This window comes from Paludibaculum fermentans, from assembly GCF_015277775.1.
GTDB lineage: Bacteria > Acidobacteriota > Terriglobia > Bryobacterales > Bryobacteraceae > Paludibaculum > Paludibaculum fermentans.
In genome coordinates this window covers 4920606-4939418 of the sequence record NZ_CP063849.1, presented here as the reverse complement: position 1 = coordinate 4939418, position 18813 = coordinate 4920606, and the positions used below count along the sequence as shown (strand labels likewise).

The following is an 18813-nucleotide window of genomic DNA, read 5'->3' as shown; positions in this document are numbered from 1 at the left end:
CAGCCTTGGGGTTAGTCTATGAGTAGGGAGCACATCGTGCACATCCGAGCTGTCTGCATTACCCCTTTGTGCCTTGGCCCTATTCGCCCAACAGGCGGCGCAATCCGGCTGGCCGGCTGCGCAAACCGCTCAGCCAGCGGGCGATCAGAAGGTCTATACCGTCGCGGCCGGCAGCAAGATTCCGCTCCAGTTGATCAATAGCATCAGTACTAAATCCGCCGCTGTCGGCGACCGTGTCTACCTGCAGACCAATTTCCCCATCCTCTCGGATGGGCGTATCGTCATCCCTCCCGGCTCCTATGTCACTGGTACTGTCACTCAGGTGAAACGGGCAGGTAAGGTGAAAGGCCGGGCCGAACTTTATGTACGGTTCGATTCGCTCACCCTGCCGAACGGAGTCACGCGAGACTTCCGGGCCTCCCTCGGAACCGTGGATGGCTCGAACCCGGGTAAGGTAGACCGTACGGAAGGCAAAGTGGAAGGCGATGGCTCAAAGGCCGCCGACGCGACCAAGGTGGGTGAAGCCGCCGGTTGGGGCACCATGATCGGTGGAGTCGCCACCCGCACGGGTACCGGCGCCGGCATCGGCGCGGCCGCCGGAGCAGCGGCCGGATTGGCCGGTATCCTTATGACGCGCGGTCCGGACGCGATCATCGAACGCGGCTCAACCATCGAGATGGTCATCGACCGCAGCCTCAAGTTCTCGGATGAAGAACTGGCGGGTATCGCCCCGCCTCGGGTAGGTGGACCTCAGGTCACTCCGCCGCCCGCACGGCCCTCTTCTTCCTCCACGGGCGGCTTGTCCCGGCGCCCGTATCCTGCGAATTGACTTGCTCCTGCGGGGCAGGGAATTCGCTGGTGAATAGATCGGGAAAGCTTGAGGTTCTAGGTGATAAGCCCTAGAGCATGTAGGTGTTTCGACCCACCTAGCTAGTACGAAAGCTCCCCCTAAGCCGAGCTAAGGTACCAGCTCCTTTTGAGTCCCTAGTCCTATTTGCCCGCCTACTGCCAACCCCTACAATCATGCTTAGGGTATTTCCATGGGCGCAATTGAAATCCAGGTTTTCGTTAGCCTGGTAGTAATTCTCGGGGCCGCCTTCGTCGCGCTGATCTGTGATTTCCTGAAGGGCAGTAATGAGCAACTTCGGGAAGCCAACATCGTCATGCGTGTTCGCGAGGATGAGCGCGACAAGCGTGACGACCTTGTCGAGAAGGTTCAACAGCAGACGATTGAGGTCGTTGCCAAGGTGCAAGGGGCTCTGGTCGGCCGCCCGGCCGCCGCTCCGGTGCCTGTGGCCCAAACCACGGCCCGGGCGCAGCAACCTCCTGCCGCCGCGCCTGCCCCCCTCGCTACACCGGTCACCGACGCACGGGAGCTCTTCGAGCGGGCCCAGTCGGAACGCTCCGCCCGCGGCCGCCGCGGTGGCCGCCGCTCCGAAGAAAGATCCGCCCCTCCGCCCCGCGAAGAATCCGTCGCAAGCTGGGCGCAGGATATCGTCATCCGTAAGCACCAGGAAGTCGAACCCGCCAAACAGGCCGCCGTCGAGCCGGTTCGCCCGGTCGAAGCCGCGCCGGCCGCCGAAATTGCCCCCGCTGCCGCAGCCCAGGTTTCCGTAGCTCCGGCGCCGATGCCCATCGCGGTGCCCGCCGCGCACTCGAAGACACACGAATTTGCCGCCCAGCCTGATGTGGCGGGCATCCCGTCCGTCGCCCCGGTTCTGACACAAGCCGAAGCCCGGGTGCCCATGGCCCTGGCCCAGCCACTCGAGCAAACTCCTGTTGCGGCGCCGGCCGCTCAGGCGGTGCCCGCCATTTCCAATCTCGAATCGCCGGATGTCCGTGAGATGTTCGCGGCTCAGGCGCAATCGAAGCAGGATGCACTTCCCGCGCCGGCCTTGGTCGACGCGCAACAGTCGCTCACCGCGGCACCTGTCGCTCTCCCGGCCGCAACCATGGCTGGTTTGCTCCAGCCTGCCGAGGTGGCCTCCGAGTCCGTGCTGCCGTCCGTTCAGCAGCCCGCTGCGGTCTTCCAATTGTCTTCGGCCTCGGAACTTTCCCTGGCAACGTCCGGCCCAGCCGCCCTTGCGGGCAGTATGGTCGGCCTTACCCCGGATACGCTTGCAGCCGAGGCTGAGTCTGTCCTCCCAGCCCTCCAACTACACACAGAAGTGCCGGAGTTTGAGATCGTTCCGCCCTCCATTGAGCAGCTTGCTCAGACGGTCGAGCCCTTGGCCACCTCAGAGGTGCCCAGCGCCGAGTCTCAGCCTCTCTTGGTTGCCGCCGCGGAAGAAATGCCGCTGGAAGCCGTTACCTTAGAATCGCCCCTCGTCGAATCGACGGTCGAAGCCGCCGAAGTGGTGGAGTCGCCGGTTCTGGAGTCGGTCGAGGCCCTGGTGCCGGAAACCGTCGCCGCTGCCGCGATCGAAGAAGTTCCGGAGACGGTCGAAGCCACCGAAGTGGTGGAGTCGCCGGTTCTGGAGTCGGTCGAAGCCCTTGTGCCGCAGGCCGCGTTCGCTGCTCACGTTGAAGCGCCTGCCTTCACGGCTGACTATTCCCTGATCGAGGATACGCCAGTCTACGCTGAGATCCCCACCCTGCCCCGCGTCGAACCCGAGACGGCGCCTGCCGTCCAAGCCGTAGCCGAGTCCGAACCGGCCGCGATCTTCGAACCCACCATGTTCGAATCGGGCGCCGATGAAGAAATCCAGGTTGTGCGGATCCGTGTTCTTAGTGACGACGATGTCATGCCGGTGTCGGAGTTCTCGGACACCCTGATCTCCCTGGACGATCTCAATAGTTCCGCCTACACGCAATTCGCGGCCGAGCCTGAGCCGCTCGTTGCTCCGATGGTCGCCGAATCACTGCCTGAACCGCCGGCCGTATCTGAACCCACCGCCGAATTGACCGCCGCCGTTTGGTCTGAACCTGTCGCCGACCGCGAACCTGTTCTTGCCGAGCTGACGGCTGCCACCTGGCCTGAGCCGGTCGCCGAACCCGAGCCTGTTGTTGCCGAACTGGCAGCTGCTACCTGGCCTGAGCCGGTCGCCGAACCCGAGCCTGTTGTTGCCGAGCTGGCAGCTGCGACCTGGCCTGAGCCGGTCGCCGAACCCGAGCCTGTTGTTGCCGAGCTGGCAGCTGCGACCTGGCCTGAGCCGGTCGCCGAACCCGAGCCTGTTGCTGCCGAGATGACGGCTGCGAGTTGGTTCGAGCCACTAGCTGAACCGGAGCCTGTCTCCACCGGCTTGATGGCCGAAAGCACAGAGACCGTCGAAGCGCCCTACGAGCCCTCCATCTGGCTGACCGGTGCCGAGCCGTCCACCTGGAACCTGGACTCTGCCAAGCCGGAGCCGGTTTTCACGGAAGCCAGCTTCACTGCACCTGAGCCGATGTTCGCCGAAGCGGCTGCATTCAGCGAGGACGCCTCCGACGATCCGTTCTCTTACAAGCCGGCCATCCCAGATCCGATGGCGCAGGCGCCTGCACCCGCAGTTCCCCAGACCGAGATCCGTCCCAAGGTCGTGGAGATGCGCTCCGCGGCTCAAGTCCGCGCCGAGCAGGAACCTCCGGCCGTGCCTACCCTCGTGCTGCCGGGCGGATTCCACGAGCCCACTGCTCTGGCCCGCCTCCTGGAAGACGAGGCTCCCTTCTCGGGCCTGGTCATCGCCGTGAGCGTGGTCGACTATGTCCGCCTCATGGCCGATCAGGGCAAGCCCGCCATCGAGCAGATCATGGCTTCCGTCACCAGGCTAGTGATGTCGCTCACCCGTGAGCAGGACTTCGCATGCCGCATCGCTGAAGACGAGTTCATCCTGATCTTCGGACGCGAATCCGGTGCTTCCGCCAAACGCCGCATCCAGTTGGTGTCAGAACGCCTCTGGGACTACCAGTTGCGCTCGCTCGGCTCGGTTTCGATCATCTTCAGCTGGGGTGCTTCCGAATCGCAGCTCCAGCCCATCGTCCACGCGGTCGAGAACGCTCGCGAACAGATGCTGGAAACCCGCCGCAACCGGCGCAACCTGACTGGTGTCTCGCGCCGCTTTGGCCGCCAGGCCGCCAATAGCTAAAGCTGCTCTCAACACAACTCAGGCCCGCTGCCCTGTTACTGGGTAGCGGGCCTGATTCATTTAGATCTGATGTTCAGTTGGTCGCGGCTAGCGCATCCGACACGGCTTTCAACACCGTGCTCAATTGCAGGGGTTTTGCCAATGTCCCGTGCGCTCCTAAATAGCCTGCTATCCGCAGATAGTCGCCCCCAAAAGCGCCCGACATCGCAATCACGCGCACCTCAGGATAATCCCGCCTGATTACTTTGATGGTTTCAATGCCCTCCTGCTCGGGCATTACAAGATCCGTGATAATCACCCGGAACTGTTCCCGTTGCAGCGACAGCAACGCTTCCCGCCCGTTCGCAGCCAACGACACTGCGTAGCCGGCGGTGCGCAGCATGGTGGCCACGACTTCGCGGACAGCCGCGTCATCGTCGACGACGAGGATTTTTGCCGGACCCGGGATCGCGGTTTCCATCGCTTTCAAGTGTACATCTTATGAGCGCACAATTCGAGATGCCATTGTCCCAATATGAATGATTATCAATAGCTAGCGCTGCCTCGCCAACCTGTCCAGCGCTTCAATTTCCTTGCCTGCCTCCGCAAACTGACCCTGTGCCATCAATTCTTTATACCGCTTTAGGTGCGCCTGGATTTCGTCCTTCAGGCGGCTCGCAGCATCCTGTGTGGCCGCGCCCTGGGCTGGAGGCTTCCCGCTTTCTGTAGTAGTCGCCTGACCCTTGCCCTGGGCGGGCTGGACCGCTGAGCCTGTCAGCTCGCTCAGCGCCTGTTCATAAGTGTCCGTGTAGATTAGCCGGTTGCCCATCGCCACAACCACTTTCTTCAGCTGCGGCATGCGAGCCTCTGACGCCTGAATGTAGATCGGCTCGATGTAGAGCAGCGTGTTTTCCACCGGCAGCACTAACATCTGTCCTCTCAACACCTGGGAGCCCTGCTGGTTCCAAAGCGTAAGGTCCTTTGAAATGTTCTGGTCCTGGCTGATCCGCGCTTCAATCTGCATGGGGCCAAAGATCAGTTCTTGCTTTGACAGCTGTAGGAACTGAAGCTCGCCTAAAGCTCCGCCATCGCACCGCGCCACCATCACGCCAATCAGATTGTCTTTATTCCGCGGTGTGAACGTCGTCATCAGCATGAACTCGGGTTCGTCACTGCCTGGCAATGTCGCCACGACGTAGGTAGGAGAAACCGGCTCGGGCTTGCCCGACGGTCCATTCAGATTGCGGGCGATATCCCATTGGTCTTCCTTATTGAAGAAGGCCTCCGGATTCGTCATGTGGTAGGTCCGGTACACCTCCGCCTGCAAGCGGAAGATCAGCTCCGGATACCGTGCATGGGCCTTTAACTCCTCCGGCATCGCCGACCAGGGTTTGAAGAGCTTGGGGAACAAATGCTCGTACGCCTGTAGCAGCGGATCGCTGTCTCCAAACGCATACAGGTTGACGCTGCCGTCATACGCGTCCACGGTCGCCTTGACGGAGTTTCTGATGTAGTTGATCCGGCCGACATCACCCAGGTCGAAGATCTTGGAATAAGGGTGCGCGTCGCTGGTCGTGTACCCGTCCACCATCCAGGTCAGACGCCCTTCCTTTGTGATCACCAGGTAAGGATCGGCATCCCACACCACGAAGCCGGCCATCGCCTCCAGCCGTTCGCGCACCTTCCGCCGAATCATCATGCGGCTTTCCGGTGCCAGGTACGACGTCAGCAGGATATTCCAGTCGCCAGTCGACAGGGCCGCGGCCAGACGCATGGGGATCGACGAGATCGGGAACCCGCCTTTGCCCTCATAGCGTGTCTCCACGTTGCCCGCGCCGGATGGGTAGTTGAACTCTGGTTGTTTCGTGTGGACGAACACCGGTTCGTGCGACACCTCGCCGTAGTACAACTCGGGCCGCGTCAACTTCAGGGACGGTGTCTTCACCACCGCCGGCGCATCCTGCACCAGCAATAGCGGCAATCCTTCTTTTGTGATCCTCGCGGCCTCCGCGACCACCATGCCGTAGCCATGCGTGTAAATGAAGTGTGGATTGATCCACCGCGCTCGCGCATCGCCCGGCAGTTGGGTCACGTCAATTTCGCGCGGAGTCACCAGTACCTGCCGGAGCTGGCCGTCGATCTGGTACCGGTCCACATCGCTGTCGTGGAAGACATAGTACGGCCGCAGCGCCTGAATCTGGGTCACGGTGTCATGAAATGCCCGCCAGTCCCAAAGCCGCACGTTATCCAGCAGTTGCCGGTGCTTGGAGATGTCGATCGGCGCCTCCAGCTTCGCAGCAAAGTCGATCTCTTTGACATGCGCGCCCAGCCCGTAGGCGGACCTCGTCGCTTCGATATGCCGCTTGATATAGGGCTTCTGGATCGTGATCTCACTGGGCCGGACATATACGGCTGTCACCGCCATGGGCGCCACTGCCAGTACGATGTATGTCGCCACCAGCAGGAACAGCGTCTTCGGCTTCCGCATCAGAATGCCTGCCGCGGCGATCAGCGCCCCGCCGATGTTGAGCCACAAGAGGGGCAACGTCAGGTTCTCCGCCACCCAGTCCACACCAACCAGGGACCCGTGGTCATCCAACAGCAGGTCGTAGCGATCCAGGTAGAACTTGCCCGCCCACGCCAGCAGAAAGAAGACCCCCAGGCCTCGCAGGAACCCCGAATCCAGCGCGCCCCTCAGGCTGAACCCGGCCAGGTCCACTTTGATACCCTCCTGCGGATTCCATTCCGGCAGTTGGTCCTTCAAGCTCCAGCCGCGTGCCGTCAGCCAGTGCGCCAGCGCCGCCACGACGGTCACGGTCAGCAAATAGTGGAGAATCACGCCGAGGAACGGCAGGTCGAAGAAATAGAATGAGAGCGGATGACCGAAGACCGGATCGCGCCATGCGCCGGAATTCAGCCCATGCCCGCCAAACCAGCGCACCACGGTCCACGAATCCACGGTCGAGACGGCTACCAGCGTGCCCAGCAGCAATGCGGCCAACGTCGCTAGCTTGGCGTACACGGGGTGTTCCCGCATTCCGGTGCCGGCGTGTTTCATTCCGCGCGCGTGGGCCACCCAGAACGTCAGAAACGCCAGCAGGCCCGCGCCAATCACGGGCACAGACCCGTAGCTCAGCATCTGGATCCAGGTCTCCACCTGGCCCATTTCGTGCCACCATTCATACTCGATCGCAAACCCCGCCGCCCACCGGCCGCCCAACAGCACAACCAGGATGAGGGCCAGGATCAAACCGCGTCCCATGGATTTTCCTCCACACCCAGTGTATGCTTCCCCGTCCGTCCCCATTCCGGAAAGATCTGAGGCATAATCGCAGCATCTGACCCACTCCCCCCTCAAGGAACCCACTACTTGACCCCTGAGCTCACCCTCCTTTTGGACGTCGTTGACGAGGCATTCGACCGCAAGTCCTGGCATGGGCCAAATCTCAAAGGCGCACTGCGCGGTGTCACCGCCGCACAGGCAGTTTGGCGTCCCGCGCCGGGCCGCCACAGCATCTGGGAACTCACCCTGCACTGCGCCTATTGGACTTATGTGGGCCGCCGCCGCCTCACCGGGGATCGACAGACACCCTTCCCCCTGAAGGGCTCGAATTTCTTTCCTGTGCCGGAGGAGGCCACTGAGGCGGCGTGGAAGCAAGCCGTTGGGCTCCTTGCCGCCCAGCACCAGGACTGGCGTGCCGCGGTGGCCAGGCTCACGATGCTCGACAAGAAGCGAATCCACCTCATTCGCGGAGTTGCTGCCCACTACCTGTACCACGCCGGGCAGATCCAACTCCTAAAGCGGATGCAGCCCTAGCCGGTTCGAACCGGCGCAGGGAGGCGGTCCGTGCACTACGTCAGCGGTTCGCCTCTCGCAGCGGGGTTGCTGCTTCACGCATGGAAGCCCGGGGCATCCACCGTCCAGGCTCTTCATGACCCGTATGTTATTCTTTCTCCACGAAAGGGACTACCGGGATGGAACGTAAGAAAGCCTCCGACTATCCGCAGGAGCTGTTGAACCTGTTCGACCGCTACGTCCACGGCGACATCGAGCGCCGGGAATTCCTGGAAGGGGCCAAGAAGTACGCCGTGGGGGGCATCACGGCTACAGCGCTTTGGGAGAGCCTGAAGCCGAACTACGCCTGGGCGCAGCAGGTGCCCAAGGACGACAAGCGCATCGCCACCGAATACGCGACAGTGGAGTCCCCGCAGGGCAACGGCAGCATCAAGGGCTACCTCGTCAAACCCGCCGGCGCCAAAGGCAAGCTGCCCGGTGTGCTGGTGGTGCACGAGAACCGCGGCCTGAATCCCTATATCGAAGATGTGGCGCGCCGGTTGGGCACCTCCAACTTCATCGCTTTCGCCCCTGACGGCTTGACCAGTGTCGGCGGCTATCCCGGTAACGACGAAGCGGGCGGCAAAGCGTTTGCACAGGTCGACCGGGCGAAGATGGCGGACGACTTCGTTGCCGCCGCCAAATGGCTGAAGGCGCGGCCAGACTGCACAGGCAAGATCGGCGTCGTCGGCTTCTGCTTCGGTGGAGGCATTTCCAACCAGTTGGCCGTGCGCCTGGGCTCGGATCTTTCGGCGGCGGTTCCGTTTTACGGCGGCCAGCCACCCGCTGCCGAGGTGTCGAAGATCAAGGCTCCGCTGCTGCTGCAGTACGCGGGCCTCGACACGCGTGTCAACGCCGGATGGCCTGCTTACGAGGAGGCGCTCAAGGCGAACAAAGCGGACTATAAGGCTTACATCTACGAGGGTGTGAACCACGGTTTTCACAACGACACCACGCCCCGCTATGACGAAGCTTCGGCGAAGCTGGCGTGGCAGCGTACGCTCGACTTCTTCAATCAGCATTTGCGGGGCTAGAATCCAGGGGGCCATGCGATAATCGCGGGCATGCGCATCGCCCCGCCCCTGACTGCCGCAGCGTTGCTGCTATGCTTTACCGTCTCCGCCCAGCCCCCAGCAGGAGCTCGCGGACCCGGCCCCGGCTCCATGTCCGAAGGCCTGAGAAAGGCGACGGCCCTCGATCTCGACGGCAACTACACCGAGGCGCGCCAGTTCATCCAGAAAGAGATCGACTCTGCCGCCGATCCACGCGCGAAAGCCAACGCCCAGCGCGCCATGGCTATGTCGTACGCCTTTGAAGGCAACTGCAAAAAGACCACTGAGTACGAGCAGATGGTCATGGCCTACTGGAAGACGCGCGAATCCGAAGAGCCGAAGAACGCGTTCTACCAACAGGGCGAAATGGCCAATGAAGCAGCCCGCGTTTGCATCGACTCCGGCGACATCGATGCCGCGGCCAGGCTCTACAAGCTCGGCACGGAGTTGGGCCTGAAGGAGCCCGAAATCTCCGCCGACCGCAAGGCCCTCTGGGACTTCCGCCTCGCCCACGCGGAAGGGCGCGTCGCTGCTCGCCGCAATAAGAAAGCCGATGCGGAAAAAGCGATCGCCGCCGCCCGCGCGGCACTGGACCGCATGACCGACCTGAAGCGCCAGCAGGAAGCCTTCTTACCTTATCTCACCGGCTATGTGGCCCTTTACCAGGGCGACTACCAGAAGGCGCTGGCCGACCTCCAGAAGGCGAACCAGAACGACGCGTTTATTCAGTGCCTCATCGCCCAGGCCTACGAAAAGCTGGGAGATAAGGACAAGGCCATGGAGTACTACAGGAAGGCCGCCGGTACGCGGGCGCACAATCCGCCCGCCGCTTATGCCGTGCCCCTGGCGCGGAAGAAACTGGGCTGAAGATTTCTTCCGCCGGTATGTCGATTCCCGGAAAGCTGGCTCGTTATTACTGCGGACGCGGCGGGCATCCCGCCACCGGCTGAACGGCCGCCGCGGTTTCAGATTCACGAGTACAAGCAGGAGAGAACCATATGCCTCAGTACATGCTGTTGCTTCACGAAGATCCCACCGGCTGGGCCAAGCTCAGCCCGGAAGAGATGCAGACGGCCATCGAGAAATACATGGCCTGGGCCAAGAAGCCCATCAATCGCGGCGGCAAACGCCTGACGGAGGAGCCGGGCAAGGTCATCCGCCACACGCCCGAAGGTCCGCGTGTGACCGATGGCCCCTACAGCGAGACCAAGGAAATGATGGGCGGCTTCTACACCATCGAGGCCGCCAGCTACGAAGAGGCGGTGCAGTTGAGCATGGATCACCCCCATCTCGAGCACGGCACCATTGAAGTGCGCCAGATCTTCGAGATGTGAGCGGCGCCCCGGAGACCAGAGTCCTGCTGGAACACCTGTTCCGGCACCAGGCAGGCCGGATCGTGGCGCATCTTGTGCGCCTGCTCGGTCCGGCCCACCTGGACCTCGCCGAGGAGATGGTGCAGGAGGCCATGCTGAAGGCACTTCAGTCGTGGCCTTACAAAGGCCTGCCCGAGAACCCCGAAGCCTGGCTGTTTCGCGTAGCGCGCAACGCCGCCCTGGACGCCGTCCGCCACCGCCGCATGGCCGGAGGCAAAGCTGAAATTCTTACGGCCGAGCTCGATCGTCCCGTGCAGCTCAACGAGACCGATCCGGATTTCGAGGAGCAGCTCCGCGACGACGAGCTGCGCTTGATCTTCATGTGCTGCCATCCCGAGATCGGCCGTGATGCAAGCATCGCGCTGAGTCTCAAGATCGCCGGTGGCTTCAGTGTCCGCGAGATCGCCCGGGCGTTCCTGGCCGACGAAGCGGCCATCGCCCAACGCCTGGTCCGCGCCAAGAAGCAGATCCGTGATAAGGGTCTGACCCTCGAGATCCCCAGCGGCAGGGAGCTGGCTGAGCGTCTTGTCGCCGCCACGGACGTCGTCTACTTCCTGTTCAATGAGGGCTACGCCGCGCACGAAGGGGAAGACCTGATCCGCCAGGATCTCTGCACGGAAGCACTGCGGCTGGGCTGGTTGATGGCGCGGTCGTCCATCGCGAATCCGCGCGTGCATGCGCTGGTGGCGATGATGGCTCTCCAGGCGGCGCGCCTGTCTGCCCGCACGGACGAAGCCGGCGACCTGATCCTGCTGGAAGAGCAGGACCGCGGCCGTTGGGATCAGCACCTGATCGCCATGGGCTTCCGCGAGTTCGACCTGTCGATGGCGGGCGACGAAGTCACCGAGTTCCACGTGCAGGCGGCGATCGCGGCCACGCACGCCCGGGCCACCGGAATGCATGCCATCGACTGGCCGCTGATCCTGGAGCTCTACGGCCAGCTTTTCAAATTGAACTCGTCTCCTGTGGTGGCGCTGAACCGGGCTGTGGCGACTGCCAAAGTGCATGGCGCGGCGGAAGGATTCGCTGCGCTGGAGCCGTTGTCGCAGGACGTCAAGATGCAGAGCTACTACCTGTATCTCGCGGTCCGCGGACACCTGTTGCTGGAACTGGGAGAGAATGCTGCTGCCGCGCGGTGTTTCCAGGCGGCCTTGGAGCGCCGCTGCTGCGAGCCCGAACGGCGATTCCTGAAGAGAAAGCTGAGGGAGTGCGGCGGCACCCTGGACGGCGCCGCCGCGGAGAACGGCTAGCGGATCTGCGAACCGGGCATGGGCGTCAGCAGGACGTTCGAGATATTCGAGACGGTCTCACCGTCGCTGAGGCCCGGAGTGACGCGCAGCTTGCCCCACTCGGGGCTCGTGGCAAAAGCCTTCCAGTTGGCTTCGCGGGCAGCGAGGTTGTCGAACGCCACCATGTAGGTGAGGTTCGGCATCTTGGGTCCAACCAGCGTCTCGCCGAAGAACACCGGCAGCAGGCCATACTTGCGGAAGATTTCGATCTCACCGTTCTCGAACATGCCGATCTTCTTGGCGAGCGAGGCAGGCGTATTCGATTCGTAGGTGCGCAGTTCAAAGATCCGGCCGGGGCGCTTGGCATCGCCGGGCGGCAGTTCCACGGCAGGGAATCCCTTGAAGCCGCGCAGAAGCTGGACGTCCATGCGCTCGAACGGCAGCGCGGGATTCAGGTTCAGGGGCCGGGCGGCTGCAAGTATCGCCTCATCGGCGTTCATCTTGTCCCAGCAGGTTTCAAATGCGGCGATATTCGGGTGCTGGACCATCAAGAGAATGTAGGGCGTGTCCGGGCCGATGGAACTGCTGAACAGGCCCACCGGGCCGGATCCGGCGCGCTGCAGGGCGGCCACGACGGCGTTGCTGAGGAAGTCGGAGACCCTGCCCTTCTGGTTGTCCATCGTGTTGCGCAGGCGGAAATAGCGCAACTCGAGTATGGAGGGTGATTTCGATTGAGCCTGTGCGGATGTCATAAAAGATGCGCCGGCGGCGCCGGCCACGAAACTGCGGCGTTGCATGATGACGCGATTCTATCGCACGGCTTGTAGTGGAGTGACGGCGCCAAAGCGGCGTTGGCGGGAACGGAAGTCGTCCAGCGCGAGGCGCAGGTCCGCGGCGGTCAGTTCCGGCCAGGCGACTTCGGTGAAATGGAACTCGGCATAGGCGCACTCCCACAGCAGGAAGTCGCTCAGGCGCTGCTCACCGCTGGTGCGGATCAGCAGGTCCACGTCGGGGCCCAGGGCCGCCGACAGGCTTTGTTTGTCCCGCGCCCCGGCTTCGACCGCGCGCAGGATGGCATCCCGGGAGGAGTAATCAATAGCCACCCGTAGATGTAGGCGCGTGCAGGCGCTGGTATGGGCTTCGGTCTCTTCAATCAGCGAGACCAGTGGCCCGGCCAGCCGGTCGCGGCGGCCGATGACCTCGAAGCGGACACCCTCCTTGCGGAGCTTCTCCGCTTCCTGCCGCATATAGCGTGCGAACAGGCGGAAGAGAGTGGACACCTCGGACTGTGGGCGCTTCCAGTTGTCCGCGGAGAAGGCGTAGAGCGTGATGGTGCCGATGCCGAGATCCGGGGCGGCTTCTACCACCCGGCGGACGGTTTCCGCACCCGCGCGATGGCCGGCCGTTCGCGGCCAGCCGCGGGCCTGGGCCCAGCGTCCATTGCCATCCATGATGAGTGCGACGTGCAGCCGCGAAGAGTTATCGTTCATCGCATTGCCGGGAAAATCAGACACGCGGGCCCCGCATGGCCCGTACCAGGGCTTCCATGTGGTCGAGGTAGCGTTCCAGCGCTTTCTTGCCGTCGGCGGTTAGCTTGTATTCCGACTTGGGTACCCGACCTTCAAACGACTTTTCACACACGATATAGCCGGCCTCTTCCAGCTTCCGGGCGTGGACGCTGAGGTTGCCATCGGTGGTATCGAGCAATTTCTTTAAGTTTGAGAATGTGAGCGTGGGCGCCGCCGCGAGGGCGCTGACGATGCCGAGGCGCAGCTTCTCGTGGATGAGCCGGTCGAGCTGCGGGATATCCTGCTGTACCGACGCCAGGCGAACGTCGTCACCGGAGGGGTCGAGCTTGCGTGCCGCTTTAGCCACCGTACCTCCTATAAATCCAGAATCCGAACACCAGGTGGAGACCGCCGAAGCCGGCGGCCAAGGGTAAGTCTTTCAAGTCGGGCGGGGCAAGCATGGCAATGAGCCCCAGCGCAAAGTAAGCGGCGCCCATGGCCGGGATGATGCGGACGGAGAATGCTCCGCCGGCCACCACGGCTGCGCCATAAAGCATCAGCCAGGCAGCCGCGACAATGTGCAGCAGGCCGGCCTGGTAAAGCGGCCAGGTCAGCAGCGCGCCGGCCAGGATGGGCGGGGCAAATCCGAGCGCAAACTTGCGTCCGGCGTCGCACCACAGCGGGGCGCCCGAGCGGCGCGCCTTGTGCACCATCGCCAGCGACCCGATCGCCACGGCCAGTACCATCTCAGTGAGCCAGACGGTGATCCAGCCTTCAGGGCCAGTCTGGCGGTGCGCGTACCAGGCGGCGGGCAGCGCGGATGCACCCATGACCATTCCGCCCAGTCCAGGCACCGCGGTAAACGAGCCGGCGCGTTCCATGGCGGAACGGATGTAGCGCAGGTTTTCCAGCGCGTGATCGTGAATGGGGATTGGTTCTACTTGTCCCACGGATCCATTGGATCACAGGGCGTCAGGATCGTCAAGTACTTTGTGACGCAAAGAATCTGGTCTGCTAACTACAGGTCCTCTGGGAACACGGCGTACCCCACCGGTGGCGGGTAAAGATCCTTGAACAGCTTCAGGCGGCGGCGCAGCAGATTGGACGGCAACTGGCGCGGACCGGTCTCGACATCGATATCACAGCAGACGCCGTGCATATACAAGGTGAGCGTATCGACGAAGCTCTGGCGAATGTAGGCCTTCATCGCTTTCGTCGGACGGAGTGCTTTCTTGTCCTTGTCCTCGAGTTCCAACTTGCGCTGCCAGGAGTCTTCGTCGACTTCGCCGTGGGCGCCCTTGGCCAACTCCTCTGCGAGCAGTTGAGCGTACCCGGGCGGGATGTCCTTGCCTGTCTTACCGGCGAGTAGCTCGGCGATTCCGCGGTAGAAGCGGTAGTGGTAGTCGGCCACTTCAGTGTCTTTCACCGCGAAGGCGAAGACGGCGCCGGCCCCGGTGAGCAGCGATCCGAAGGCGACGGCGCGTGAATCCTGGGGTTTCTCGGTCGAGACCATGGGGCCGTCAGCCTGCGTGGTCCTGGCGGTTTCGCCCCTTTCCAGATAGGGAACAAGCAGGATCCGGATCTCAGGCAGACGCGCGGCAATGACGGGCGGCAGGGCGGCCACCGGCTCGTCAAGGTACTCCCGCAAGTCCTCTTCGCTGAGGGCTACGGAGGCGCAGAAATAGCAGAACCGGCTTCCGAGCGGGATCATCTCGTTCCGGAAGCGATCGGCGAACTGCCCCAAATTAAGGCTTTGCAGGGGATTCTGCGCTGGCATTTTCACTGGCAACTCCAGTCTACCAGAGAGATTCAAGAAGACCTGACGTTAGACTATGTCTTGTGTCCTTAAAGATTCTGGTGTCGGCGGGGGAGGCATCGGGCGACCGCTACGCGGCCGGCGTGGTCGCCGCCTTGCGCCGGCAGCGGCCGGATGCCGACTTTTTCGGCTGCACCGGGCTGGAGATGCGCGCCGCCGGAGTGCGCACCGTGGTGGACGCCGCCAGCCTGTCCGTCGTGGGGTTGGTCGAGGTATTGCACCACATACCAAGGATTTACGGGGAATACCGCAAGTTGATCGCGGCCGCGGAACGCGAGCGTCCTGACCTGGCGATTCTCACCGATAGCCCTGACTTTCACCTTCGCCTGGCCCGGCAACTCCACCGGCGCGGGATTCCTGTCTACTACCTGGTGGCGCCCCAGGCTTGGGCGTGGCGGGAAGGACGGGTCAGGCAACTCCAACGAAACGTGAGAGAACTGCACTGCATCTTTCCCTTCGAGGAGAATTTCTTCCGGCAGTGCGGCGTGGACGCGTATTACATTGGTCATCCGCTGGCCCGGATTATCGGGCCGCGGTTCAGCCGGGAGGATTTCTTCCGCAAGCATCGGATTCCTGGGGATCGTCCATTGATCACACTTTGTCCCGGCAGCCGGCGAGGAGAGATCGCGCGGCATTTGCCCACATTGCGCGACGCGGTGGGCCGGATCGCGGCCCGGCGCGCGTGCACTTTCCTACTGGCCGCACCAGCCGGCACGGCGGAGCGCTTCGGCTCCGGGTTCTTCGACGCGCTTACCGGCGATGGAACCGTGAAGATGACGGAAGGGGAAACCTGGGATGCCATGGCCCACTCAACCGTAACCCTGGCGGCCAGCGGGACGGTGACCATGGAAGCCGCGCTGCTGGGGGCGCCGATGGTAACCTTCTACAAAGTGACCCCGGTCTCCTGGGTGCTCGGCAAGCTGCTGGTGAAAGTGCCTTACTTTTCCATGGTGAACCTGGTGGCGGGCCGCAAGGTGGTGGCCGAATTGATTCAACAGGATATGACGGGCCAAGGTCTGGCCACGGAGACGCTTCGGTTGCTGGACTCGCCGGAGTCCGTGGCGAAGATGAAAGAGGAACTGGCGGCGGTGCGTTCGGCGCTCCAGACCGGCCATGACCCGATGGAAGAATCCGCCCGGCGGGTCCTGGCGTCCATCAAAGAGGAAGTACGATGAAGTCCCCCGCACTACTAGTGAATAAACTGACCGCCGTGCTGGTGGTCCTGGCCGCGACTGCGTCCGCGCAGCCGGATCGCCGGGCCGCGATTGACGTGGACTCCTACAAGATTCAGGCCACCTTGGATCCCGTGCAGCAGACGGTGTCCGCGAAGGCGCTGGTGACGTTTACCCCGCAGGAGGACCGCGTCAGCACGGTCACCTTTGAGCTGAATAACGCACTGAACCTGAATAGCGTGACCGACGGGACAGGCCAGACGCTACAGACCACCAGGGGCAACCAGGACTATTCCGTGCGTGTGAACTTTCCTCAACCCCTGGCGAAGGGAACTCCGGCGACGCTGGCCTTCGACTACAGCGGACGGCTCAGCGGGACCGAGGAATCGCCGGTCTACGGCATCAACTTCGCGGCGATCAAGGCCGACCATGCCTACCTGATGTACCCCGCACGCTGGTTCCCCATCAGCGGCTACACGACGGACCGGTACCAGATGGAGCTGACGGTTTCAGCCCCGGCCGGCTTTAAGGTGTTGAGCAGCGGCCTGGAATTGCCAGGGCAGGGCGGAACGCTGTTCAAATCGACGCAGCCCGGCTTCTACGGCAGCCTGGCTCTCGTAAAAGGCACGGCCAAACGAATCAGTGCGGAAGGTGTGACAACCGATATCTGGTTCGAGGCCGACAAGCAGGGCGTGGCCCAGGCGATTGGCGAAGAGACCGCCAAGCAGATGAACTTTTTCACCGGCATCTATGGCGTCCCGCCGCAGAAGAACCTGACGCTGGTGGAGAGCGGGGAGGGCGCTCCGAATGGTTACTCGGCGCCCGGCATCCTCTTCCTGTCGCCGGCCGGCATCGGCAAGCAGCCCTCCCAGCGGCTGCTGAGCAACCAGATCACGCGGCAATGGTTCGGTAACCTGATCTCGCCGGTGAACCGGAACCACATCTGGATCGTGAACGGGATGGCCCGGTATGCGGAGATCATGTACCAGGAGCACCTGAATGGTCCTTCGGCGTTGGAGTCGGAGATCCACGATCTGTATGTGGATGCGTTGACCGTGACCGACGCTCCGGTGCGCCAGGCGGCGCGCTACGACGACTATTCGCCGGAGTTCTTCGCGGTGACGGGCAGCAAAGGCGCGGCCACATACAATATGCTGCGCTGGATCATCGGCGACGCGGCCTTCCAGAAGACGCTGAAGTCGGTGATGGACCAGTACACCAACAAGCCGATCTCGACCGACGATTTCCGGAAGGTGGCCGAGGCGGCCGGCGGTCAGAACCTGCAGGGTTTCTTCATCCAATGGCTCGAGTCGACCGGCGCACCCGAATTTAAGATGGACTACACCATCTATCGGACCCAGAAGGGCTTCCGGGTGATGGGGAAGATCACGCAGGATCTCGACACATTCCGAATGCCGGTGGAACTCCGCATTGAGACGGAAGGGAACCCGGAAGACAAGCGTGTGGACGTGGTGGGGCCGACGACCGATTTCTCGGTGGACACTTTCGGCAAACCGCGCAAGGTAACGATCGACCCGAATGGCCGCATGCTGCGGCTGAGCCCGGCGATGCGGGTGGCGGTGGCGATCCGGCGCGGCGAGCAGTTCGTCGAGATCTCGGAGTACAACGAGGCGCTCCGCGAGTACCAGAAGGCGCTGGAGGTGATGAAGACCAGTTCATTGGCTCACTACCGGGTGGGTGAGGTGTTCTTCTTGCAGGGCAACTACCAATCGGCCGTGAACGAGTTCCGCGAGGCGCTGAACGGCGACAACGAACCCAAATGGACCGAGGTCTGGAGCCACATCAATATGGGTAAGATCTTCGACGTGACCCAGCAGCGGGAACGCGCGGTCAACGAGTACACGTTGGCCATCCGCACCAAGGACAATACGCAGGGCGCGCAGGAAGAGGCGGCCAAGTACCGCCAGAATCCCTACACGCGGAAAGACACGAACTAGTTTCCGGCGGCGCCCGGGCCGCGCTGGCGACGGTCGGCGATGACCAGCGGAAGCCAGGCGCAGAACAACAGCAAGGCACAAACGACCAGGGCGCGGTTGTGCAGCGCGGAGGTCGCGCTTGCACCCGCCACGGCTCCCGCGCTAAAGGCGAGGCATACCGCGGCCAGTAGTTTCGCCTTTCGGCCGTTTTCCGGATCGGGCCGGTTGACGAGGGCCGCGAAAGCCGCCTCGCCGAACTGGCGCAGGTTCCCCGTGGTCATGGTCGAGTTGTAGGCCCATTTCTCCACGCGTGGAAACGTCGAGCTTTGCAGCGCGGCCAGGAAAGAGATGGCCAGCACCAGCGGTTGGCTGGGGAAACTGCCCGGAAGCCACCCGGCTGCGCAGAGAAACAGAATTTCCAGGCTGAGGGCGGGCAGGGAAGGATCCTGCACGAAGCGGCTGACGCGTGGGACCCGCAACGCCTTGGCAACAGCCACCCCGAGCAAAAATGCCAGAATCGGCCACAGGTGGCTGAGCGCTTGCCGGGTTTCGCCCGCCGCGGCATTGATGCCGAGAAGGACGACGTTCCCGGTCATGGCATTCGCAAAAACATGGCCATGACCAAAATAGGTGAATGCGTCGAGGAATCCGCCCGATGCCGCCAGCAGTAGTGCGACGAACAGGGAGTTGTGAGCGGCATTGCTCCAGACTCCGCTCGCACTGCCCAGTTGGCTGCCGGTGGGCTGATCCGGCTGGATCCCAGGCGCCGCGGCGCTTTGCCCCATGAGTTCAGGATAGCGCCGCCGGCACAAATTGGGTTCGAACGTTCAGAATGCGTGTGCGTTCGG

Annotated in this window: 17 protein-coding genes; 9 read left to right on the top strand and 8 right to left on the bottom strand. The window is 62.8% G+C overall.

Going from position 1 to position 18813, the window contains the following annotated elements; all coding sequences use genetic code 11:
- The first annotated feature begins 73 nt into the window (after positions 1–73).
- Both IRI77_RS19340 and IRI77_RS19335 read left to right on the top strand, forming a co-directional pair.
- Complete coding sequence (locus IRI77_RS19340) at positions 74–829, top strand: hypothetical protein (protein WP_194446676.1); 756 nt, start codon at positions 74–76, stop codon at positions 827–829.
- A 211-nt stretch (positions 830–1040) separates the two neighbouring features.
- Positions 1041–4064 carry a GGDEF domain-containing protein gene (locus IRI77_RS19335; RefSeq protein WP_194446675.1) on the top strand — a complete coding sequence of 1008 codons (3024 nt, stop codon included), beginning with the start codon at positions 1041–1043 and terminating at the stop codon, positions 4062–4064.
- Positions 4065–4137: 73 nt separating this feature from the next.
- On the opposite strand, the gene IRI77_RS19330 is transcribed toward IRI77_RS19335, so the two are convergent.
- A complete protein-coding gene (locus IRI77_RS19330; RefSeq protein WP_194453722.1) occupies positions 4138–4524 on the bottom strand; it encodes a response regulator in 387 nt (128 codons plus the stop codon).
- Positions 4525–4596: 72 nt separating this feature from the next.
- A complete protein-coding gene (locus IRI77_RS19325) occupies positions 4597–7305 on the bottom strand; it encodes a UPF0182 family protein (protein WP_194446674.1) in 2709 nt (902 codons plus the stop codon).
- A gap of 108 nt (positions 7306–7413) precedes the next feature.
- Between IRI77_RS19325 and IRI77_RS19320 the strand changes: the two genes are divergently transcribed.
- The 5 genes from IRI77_RS19320 to IRI77_RS19300 all read left to right on the top strand — a co-directional run bounded on the left by IRI77_RS19320 (position 7414) and on the right by IRI77_RS19300 (position 11553).
- Positions 7414–7860, top strand: coding sequence for a DinB family protein (locus IRI77_RS19320; protein WP_194446673.1), 447 nt, complete (start codon positions 7414–7416; stop codon positions 7858–7860).
- 158 nt (positions 7861–8018) lie between these two features.
- Positions 8019–8912 carry a dienelactone hydrolase family protein gene (locus IRI77_RS19315; protein ID WP_194446672.1) on the top strand — a complete coding sequence of 298 codons (894 nt, stop codon included), beginning with the start codon at positions 8019–8021 and terminating at the stop codon, positions 8910–8912.
- A gap of 30 nt (positions 8913–8942) precedes the next feature.
- A complete protein-coding gene (locus IRI77_RS19310) occupies positions 8943–9797 on the top strand; it encodes a tetratricopeptide repeat protein (RefSeq protein WP_194446671.1) in 855 nt (284 codons plus the stop codon).
- Positions 9798–9928: 131 nt separating this feature from the next.
- Positions 9929–10264, top strand: coding sequence for a YciI family protein (locus IRI77_RS19305; RefSeq protein WP_194446670.1), 336 nt, complete (start codon positions 9929–9931; stop codon positions 10262–10264).
- Positions 10261–11553, top strand: a complete 1293-nt coding sequence (locus IRI77_RS19300; RefSeq protein WP_228486211.1) for an RNA polymerase sigma factor — start codon at positions 10261–10263, stop codon at positions 11551–11553. The genes IRI77_RS19305 and IRI77_RS19300 overlap by 4 nt, the downstream gene beginning before the upstream one ends.
- Here the strand turns inward: IRI77_RS19300 and IRI77_RS19295 are convergent.
- The 5 genes from IRI77_RS19295 to IRI77_RS19275 form a co-directional block, all read right to left on the bottom strand.
- Positions 11550–12329 carry an NIPSNAP family protein gene (locus IRI77_RS19295; protein ID WP_194446669.1) on the bottom strand — a complete coding sequence of 260 codons (780 nt, stop codon included), beginning with the start codon at positions 12327–12329 and terminating at the stop codon, positions 11550–11552. The genes IRI77_RS19300 and IRI77_RS19295 overlap by 4 nt on opposite strands.
- Positions 12330–12341: 12 nt before the next feature.
- Positions 12342–13022 (bottom strand): polyprenyl diphosphate synthase, encoded by a 681-nt coding sequence (uppS, locus tag IRI77_RS19290; RefSeq protein ID WP_407674120.1) that lies wholly within the window; start codon positions 13020–13022, stop codon positions 12342–12344.
- A 16-nt stretch (positions 13023–13038) separates the two neighbouring features.
- The gene (locus tag IRI77_RS19285) at positions 13039–13407 is read right to left on the bottom strand and encodes a winged helix-turn-helix domain-containing protein (RefSeq protein WP_228486209.1); all 369 of its coding nucleotides are present in this window, start codon (positions 13405–13407) and stop codon (positions 13039–13041) included.
- Complete coding sequence (locus IRI77_RS19280; protein ID WP_194446668.1) at positions 13400–13990, bottom strand: hypothetical protein; 591 nt, start codon at positions 13988–13990, stop codon at positions 13400–13402. The genes IRI77_RS19285 and IRI77_RS19280 overlap by 8 nt, the downstream gene beginning before the upstream one ends.
- Before the next feature lie 68 nt (positions 13991–14058).
- Positions 14059–14817 carry a hypothetical protein gene (locus IRI77_RS19275; protein WP_194453718.1) on the bottom strand — a complete coding sequence of 253 codons (759 nt, stop codon included), beginning with the start codon at positions 14815–14817 and terminating at the stop codon, positions 14059–14061.
- A 62-nt stretch (positions 14818–14879) separates the two neighbouring features.
- Between IRI77_RS19275 and lpxB the strand changes: the two genes are divergently transcribed.
- Together lpxB and IRI77_RS19265 are read left to right on the top strand one after the other, a co-directional pair.
- Positions 14880–16031, top strand: a complete 1152-nt coding sequence (gene lpxB, locus IRI77_RS19270) for a lipid-A-disaccharide synthase (protein WP_194446667.1) — start codon at positions 14880–14882, stop codon at positions 16029–16031.
- Between the two features lie 17 nt (positions 16032–16048).
- Positions 16049–17986 carry a M1 family aminopeptidase gene (locus IRI77_RS19265; protein WP_228486208.1) on the top strand — a complete coding sequence of 646 codons (1938 nt, stop codon included), beginning with the start codon at positions 16049–16051 and terminating at the stop codon, positions 17984–17986.
- Here the strand turns inward: IRI77_RS19265 and IRI77_RS19260 are convergent.
- Positions 17983–18750: a YoaK family protein gene (locus IRI77_RS19260; protein ID WP_194446665.1), complete on the bottom strand. Its 768-nt coding sequence runs from the start codon at positions 18748–18750 to the stop codon at positions 17983–17985. The two genes, IRI77_RS19265 and IRI77_RS19260, sit on opposite strands and share 4 nt — an antisense overlap.
- Between the last annotated feature and the right edge of the window lie 63 nt (positions 18751–18813).

Excerpts from the sequence above, each read along its gene's own strand:
- IRI77_RS19335 (WP_194446675.1), top strand. The coding sequence starts at position 1,041 with ATGGGCGCAATTGAAATCCAGGTTTTCGTTAGCCTGGTAGTAATTCTC.
- IRI77_RS19330 (WP_194453722.1), bottom strand. The coding sequence starts at position 4,524 with ATGGAAACCGCGATCCCGGGTCCGGCAAAAATCCTCGTCGTCGACGAT.
- IRI77_RS19325 (WP_194446674.1), bottom strand. The coding sequence starts at position 7,305 with ATGGGACGCGGTTTGATCCTGGCCCTCATCCTGGTTGTGCTGTTGGGC.
- IRI77_RS19315 (WP_194446672.1), top strand. The coding sequence starts at position 8,019 with ATGGAACGTAAGAAAGCCTCCGACTATCCGCAGGAGCTGTTGAACCTG.
- IRI77_RS19310 (WP_194446671.1), top strand. The coding sequence starts at position 8,943 with ATGCGCATCGCCCCGCCCCTGACTGCCGCAGCGTTGCTGCTATGCTTT.
- IRI77_RS19305 (WP_194446670.1), top strand. The coding sequence starts at position 9,929 with ATGCCTCAGTACATGCTGTTGCTTCACGAAGATCCCACCGGCTGGGCC.
- IRI77_RS19295 (WP_194446669.1), bottom strand. The coding sequence starts at position 12,329 with ATGCAACGCCGCAGTTTCGTGGCCGGCGCCGCCGGCGCATCTTTTATG.
- uppS (WP_407674120.1), bottom strand. The coding sequence starts at position 13,022 with ATGAACGATAACTCTTCGCGGCTGCACGTCGCACTCATCATGGATGGC.
- IRI77_RS19275 (WP_194453718.1), bottom strand. The coding sequence starts at position 14,817 with ATGCCAGCGCAGAATCCCCTGCAAAGCCTTAATTTGGGGCAGTTCGCC.
- IRI77_RS19260 (WP_194446665.1), bottom strand. The coding sequence starts at position 18,750 with ATGGGGCAAAGCGCCGCGGCGCCTGGGATCCAGCCGGATCAGCCCACC.